Genomic DNA, 6,331 nt, shown 5'->3' with positions numbered 1-6,331 from the left:
TCAGGGAGCGGAACTCACCCGTGGAAGTGCGCCCCGGGCAGACGCCCGCGCACTCCCAGCCGCTGATCCCGTACACCACGACGAGGGACGCCATCGGCAACCTCGCCCGAGCAGAAGCCACTTCGAAGCTACTCCGAGGCCACGTCACTCGCCCGGAGGTACCGAAGAAGCCACGTCACAGGTCATGGCGGAGCTACCTGGGGTGGGTGAACTCTGATCGCCTACTTCGCTGTGAGTGCTCGACCGGACACAGAAGCCAGGGAGTCACCCCAATGTCACCAAAGCCTGCCGAATTGACGAGCCTGTCGGCGGCGTCATTTCTCGTTCCGGTCCGGTATCCCGTAACGGACGGGTTCGACATTGCGATGCCGGCGGTTGCGGCGAGCGTCAGGCAGGCACGGAGTGTCGCGCGGGCCTGGTGCAGCTACTGCCGGGTGCCGGATGACCTGATCGACACCCTGTTACTCATCGTCTCCGAGATGTGCGCGAACGCCATCCTGCACGGCGCGTCGGACAGCATCGGCGTACGCGTCTGGATGCCCTCTGCCTGCGGACTTCGCATCGAGGTCGCCGACTACACCCCCTCTCCGGCCCCCTCGGTGCAGCACCCGGACAGTCGCACGGAGAACGGCCGCGGCCTGTTCCTGGTGGACGCCATGGCAAAGGCGGCGGGCGGCGAATGGGGTTTCACCGCAGACGGCACCCGCGCGTGGTGCACGCTCCCGCTGCTCACGCAGATCACCGGAACCTGATCACGGCTTCTCAGCCTCAGTCCCGAGATCCTGCAAGTCCCTACGCACACCTCCAATCCCAAGGCCTCCCCCATGCCTGACTCCTTAGCGACCGGTGCAGCGTCCGCACGGCGAGCGGCTCGCGGCACCCCGGATGACATGACTCTGATCGTGAGTCAGGTCGGTACTGATGTTGACCTGCGTCGCGCACTGGAAGACCTGAAGATCGGCCGCTACCTCGCTGCCCGTGACCTGCTGGTTCGAACCGGCTGGCACTGGTCTCTGTACACGATCCGCACGCAGCTCCTGGCCGCCGGCGACGGTGCGGCGGGCGTCATCAAGGCCTGGTTGGACGAGGACCCGCAGAATCCGCACGCGCTGATCATGTGGGCCAGGGCGCTCACCAGGACAGCGGTCGTCGCCCATCATTCCGGCGCACAGCCGGAGTTGGTGGGCCGCGCAATGAACCTTGCCCGGCAGGCATGCCTCACTGCCATCGGCCAGTCTCCGGCCTGTCCTGTCCCCTGGATCGACCTGCTCCGCCTCACGCAGCTGCCCGTCGACCCGGTCGACTTCGACCCATACGCGGACAGGCGCCCGTTGCCATGGAACCTGTCGAGGGATCCCGGGATGCCGCATCGTGGGCCGTGGCCGCTGCTGCACGAGATCAACCGTCGCCATCCTGGTAGCCGGGAGGGCCATCACCGGATGCGGGAGTTCTTCCTGCACCGCGGGTCTCCCGGGACTGCCGAGGACTTTTCCGGCTGGCTGGTCATGGGACGGGTGGTCAGTCCCGATCTGCTGCTGCTCCCTCTGTACGCGCTCATGGACGTGTACCGCCAACGCCACGGCAACGGTGAAGGCACGGCCATTGCCTTCTGGCAGGAAGGCCGGGTCAGCGGGTACGCGGTGCGGGCGTACGACGAGTGGTTCGACAAGATCCCGGCAACGGAATATCCGTGGGTGGCTCTGGCCGACCTGAGTCATCTGGCGTTCACGCTGGTGGCCTGCGGCGAGGAGGCCCGAGCCGGCGCGGTGTTCGAGGCGATGGGCCCCTACACCACGGCCGAGCCGTGGCGGACTATCAACGCCAGTCTGGGCCGCTCTGCGGACTGGCGTGACGAGTTCGTACGGACCCGGGTGTCCGTCCTGCGCAGGCGCCGATGACCAGTCCCCGCGCGCCGCCAGAGCGCCCTTCTTGAGCCTCCGTACCGTCCCCCCCCTTTTTTCCTCTCTTCCCCCTAAAGGAATCCGGTGTCCAGAAGTAGGACAATGCGCAGAACCGGCAGTGACGACGACGTCCTGGCCGGCCTCGGCATCAAGCCCGAGCTGTCCCGTCGCACCAGTCCGTTCCAGAACCGGGCGATCAGCATCTCGGTCATCTGCATCCTGGCCGGCGGCATGAGCATGTTCGGTTTCGGCATGGGCCACGGCGGGCCCGTGGTCATGCTCGGCACCTGGGTCGCTGTCGGGTTCTTCACCCTGTTCGTCGGCATGGCGCTGGCCGAAGTGGTCTCCGCCTACCCGACATCCGGCGGCCCCTATTTCATGGCCGAGAAGCTCGGCGGGGCCGGCTGGGGGTGGCTGACCGGCGGTCTCAACCTGCTCGGGCTGCTCGGTGCCATCGCCGGCATCGACTACGGCGCCGCCCAGTTCATCGGTGCGTTCATCCAGCTGCAATGGGGCACAGCGCCGACGGCCACCACCACCATGCTGCTCTTCGGCGTCATCCTGATCGCTCACGGGCTGCTGAACTCGACCAACGTCCGCGTACTCAACATCCTCAACTCCATATCGGTGTGGTGGCAGGTGGGCGGAGTCGTACTCATCGTCGGCGCCCTCATGCTCTCCTCCGCCCCGCACCAGTCGCCGTCCTTCCTGCTGACCTTCCACAACGAGAGCGGCATCAGCAGCACGCTGCAAGTGGTGCTGGTCGGCAGCTTGGTGGCCGGATACACGTTCTGCGGCTACGACGCCTCCGCGCACATCGCCGAGGAGACCACCAACGCGCAGATCTCCGCACCCCGGGGCATCGTCCACGCCATCACGGCGTCCTGGGTGGGCGGTTTCATCCTCCTCGCCGGCATGCTGCTCGCCATCCAGGACTACACCCGCACACTGAACTCCGCGACCGGCGTGCCACCCGCGCAGATCTTCCTCGACGTCCTCGGCACGGCAGGAGCGAAATTGCTGCTGCTGGTCGTGATCGTGGCGATGCTGCTGTGCGGCAACTCGGAAGTGGGGGCATGTGCCCGCATGGTCTACGCGTTCTCCCGCAGCGGAGCCCTCCCGAAGTCCGAGTTCTGGCGCCACGTCAGCTCCCGCACGAAGGTGCCGACCCGGGCCGTGTGGTTCTCCGTGTTCTTGCCGTTCGTCCTCGCACTGCCCGCTCTGAAGTCGCCGGTCGCGTACGGCGCCATCACCGCGATCAATGCGGTCGGCATGCTCCCCGCCTGCACCATCCCCGTCTACCTCGCCCTGCGCAAGGGCAAGGCCTACCGGCCAGGGCCCTGGACCCTCGGAGCCTGGCGCAAGCCGGTCTCGGTCATCGCCTGCGTCTACGCCCCGGCCATGATCGTCGTGTTCTGCCTCCCGCAGGTCGGCGTGATCACCACCGACACCTTCAACTACGCCCCGGTCACCCTCGCGGTGGCCCTCCTGCTCCTCTGGGCCGCCTGGAAGGTCCAGGGCCGCAAGGGCTACCAGCCGACGGGCGGCGCGGCGCAGCCCGCCGAAGCCCTGATCCCGGAAAGCGACGGATTCTGATGACCACCGAAAGCATCCCCGCCGTCGGCGAACACCTCACCCTCGACACCCTGAGGTCGTTAGCACCGCTGGGCACCATCCACACGGTGATGACCGCCATCCCGGACATGCAGGGCCGCCTCAAGGGCAAACGAATGGGCGCCCTCCCCCTCCTCGAACGGCTCGACGCCGGTGCCGGCAAACACGTGGCCGATGCCTGCTCCTACATCCTGGCCACCAACACCCACATGGACCCGCTGTCCGGCTTCGACCTGACCGACTGGAACGACGGCTTCCACGACATGCAGGTCGCCGCCGACTGGGACACGCTGCGCGCGCTGCCCTACATGCCAGGCGTCGCTCTGGTCCACTGCGACGCCCTGGATGCCGACGGCGCGTTCATCGAGGTCGCGCCCCGGCAGATGCTGCGCCGGCAACTGGAGCGCCTCGCAGAGCTCGGTGTCGAGGCGCGCATCGGGTGGGAGAGCGAGTTCGTGCTCTACAACGAGGACGGCACGCCGGTCATGGGCCACAACGCGGACTACGACCTCGACCACCGGCCCCACCTCACGGACTTCTTCGGCTACCTGGAACACGCACTGCACGATGCCGGAGTGCGGCCCGAGGCCGTCAAGACCGAGAGCGGCGGCGGCCAGGCCGAGATCACCTTCCCCTACGGGGACGTGATGAAGGCCTGCGACAGCTACACGGTCTACAAGCACTGCGTGAAGTACCTCGCGCGGCGGCACGGCATGCGTGCGTCGTTCATGGCCTCGCCGGTCACCGGCGTGACCAGCGGCCTGCACCTGCACCTGTCGCTCTGGCGGGACGACAGACCGCTCTTCGCCACCGGCTCCCACCTTGACCCGCCCATCGGGGTCATGGCCCAGTCCATCGCCGGGCTGGTCGCCGCCATGCCGCACCTGGGCCCGCTGTACGCACCGGGCACGAACTCCTACAAGCGGTTCGTGTCGGCGTACGACTTCGCTCCCCAGTACATGAACTGGGGCCCGGACAATCGCGGCTGCGCGATCAGGGTCACCGGGGACGGGGAGGGCACCCATCTGGAGAACCGGCTGGCCGGCGGCGACGCCAACCCGTACCTGGTGGCTGCCGCCTCGCTCGCCGCCATCGCGCACGGTCTCGACGAGAAGCTGACCCCGCCGTCCCCGTGCCTCGGCGACGCCTACGCCGACAGGACGGCCCGGCCCCTGCCCGGCAACCTGTCGGAAGCCCTCGCTGACTTCCGCGGCAGCCAGTTCGCGCACGCACTGCTCGGTACCAACGTCGTCGTCCACTACGCCCGGGCGGCCCAGGCCGAGGTCGACCGCTGGCGCAGCAGGGTCACCGACGTCGAACGAGAACTCCTCGACATTGCGTGAAGCCTCCAGCCCCATACTCTCTGCCGCCGGGCCCGGGTCCGCGCCCGGTGGCAGGGAGGTCCGCCACCCGCAAGAAGAGATGTCCAGGAAGCCGATGACGAACATCGCCGCAGCGGTGGAGACCCGCAGTGAGAGCCCGGACGCCGACAGCACTCCCGATACCCCGAGCAGCGGGCTGTCGACCCGCCAGTTACAGATCCTCGGCTTCCTCCGCGAGGCCATCGCGGAGCAGGGTTTTCCTCCCACGCTCCGGGAGATCGCCAAGGCGGTCGGACTGCGCTCGCCATCGAGCGTCGATCACCAGCTCGGGAAACTGGAAGCGAAAGGGCTGGTAGTCCGTGCCGACGGCCGTTTCCGCGGCCAGCGGATTCCTGCCGACACTGCCCAGTCCCAGGGGAGGACCACTGCGGGGATCGTGGGCTGTCCCTTCCTGGGCCACAGCAGCGAGGAACACGAAGACGGGACGGCCAGGGTCATCGTCCTCAAGGTGCCGCTCGACCGCCACATCAGTCACGCGCTGCGCTCAGGTGCCCATCTGACCGTCCGGCAGCTTCCCACAGCCGGCAGCGATACCGCATCCGTCGCCGGGTCCGTCACAGGCCAGGTCGTGGGCGTCCTCCATCCCGTGTATGGCTCCCGCCCGATCCCCACGGAACGGAAAGGCACCGGATGAGCGCGGCCCAGGCAACGACGATCGGCGCCGCCGAAGCCGGCGGTGTGTTCACGAAGGGTCTGCGTTGGCGTGGCAAGCGCGTGCCGTACATCACCCGGTGGACGGCGGAGTCCGTTCCCCAACCGCGTGTTGTCCGCCGCGTCACGCTCGCCGGCGAGGGGATCGGGTTCGAGGACGAAGACCCCCGAACCGATCGCCGCTACGGGGTGCTGCACATCCGGTCGGCTCTCGCCCCGGGCCGCTGCGAGCCTGAATTCCACCTGGTCAATCCCCACCGGCAGCGACGGGCGATGGAGCACAGCCTGTGCCAGGTGTGCAGCGGCCCGACCGTCGGCACCCGGGCCGACGGCCGCACCCTGTTCCTCCTGGGCGGCGCGCACCCCATCGCCGAGGGCGAGACAACGGCCGCACCCCCGGTGCATCCGCCCTGCGCCATCGAGGCGGTGGAGAACTGCCCGCCCCTGGGGCGCGGGTATGCCGTCGCGCTGGTGGAGCGCGCCACGTTGTACGGCGTCGCCGGTGTCATCCACGACCCCAAGACGCTTGCGCCGCTTCCTCACGTCGGGTCGCGCCCCGGTGAGCTCGCTCACGTCGACATCGCCTCAGCCGTCAGCCCCTGGACGCTCGCGAGCTTCACCGTCGTCAGCCTCCATGGCGTGACCTCGGTCAGTCCCGACGAACTGCACGCCATGGCCGAAGAAGTCTCCGAGCCTTCCGCGTATCACGACAGCGTCGGCGGAGCCGGGGCTGCGGCGACGTCTCTCTGAACGGCGCAGTCCCGTCCCTGCAACCACACCACG

Annotated in this window: 6 protein-coding genes; all 6 read left to right on the top strand. The window is 68.2% G+C overall.

Annotation, left to right across the window (positions count from 1 at the left end):
* Positions 1–272: 272 nt before the first annotated feature.
* The 6 genes from ACFZDK_RS50040 (at position 273) to ACFZDK_RS50015 (ending at position 6,298) form a co-directional block, all read left to right on the top strand.
* Positions 273–752, top strand: a complete 480-nt coding sequence (locus tag ACFZDK_RS50040; protein ID WP_390984478.1) for an ATP-binding protein — start codon at positions 273–275, stop codon at positions 750–752.
* 138 nt (positions 753–890) lie between these two features.
* Positions 891–1,898 carry a hypothetical protein gene (locus tag ACFZDK_RS50035; RefSeq protein WP_390984475.1) on the top strand — a complete coding sequence of 336 codons (1,008 nt, stop codon included), beginning with the start codon at positions 891–893 and terminating at the stop codon, positions 1,896–1,898.
* A gap of 105 nt (positions 1,899–2,003) precedes the next feature.
* On the top strand, positions 2,004–3,497 hold the full coding sequence (locus ACFZDK_RS50030; protein ID WP_390984472.1) for an amino acid permease: 1,494 nt from the start codon (positions 2,004–2,006) through the stop codon (positions 3,495–3,497).
* A complete protein-coding gene (locus tag ACFZDK_RS50025; RefSeq protein ID WP_390984470.1) occupies positions 3,497–4,858 on the top strand; it encodes a glutamine synthetase family protein in 1,362 nt (453 codons plus the stop codon). Before ACFZDK_RS50030 ends, ACFZDK_RS50025 begins: the two co-directional genes overlap by 1 nt.
* Before the next feature lie 94 nt (positions 4,859–4,952).
* Positions 4,953–5,531, top strand: a complete 579-nt coding sequence (locus ACFZDK_RS50020) for a hypothetical protein (RefSeq protein ID WP_390984465.1) — start codon at positions 4,953–4,955, stop codon at positions 5,529–5,531.
* Positions 5,528–6,298, top strand: a complete 771-nt coding sequence (locus ACFZDK_RS50015; protein ID WP_390984462.1) for a hypothetical protein — start codon at positions 5,528–5,530, stop codon at positions 6,296–6,298. Before ACFZDK_RS50020 ends, ACFZDK_RS50015 begins: the two co-directional genes overlap by 4 nt.
* The last annotated feature ends 33 nt before the right edge of the window (positions 6,299–6,331 follow it).

The organism is Streptomyces sp. NPDC007901 (genome assembly GCF_042959465.1).
GTDB lineage: Bacteria > Actinomycetota > Actinomycetes > Streptomycetales > Streptomycetaceae > Streptomyces.
This window is presented reverse-complemented; position numbering and strand designations above follow the sequence as displayed.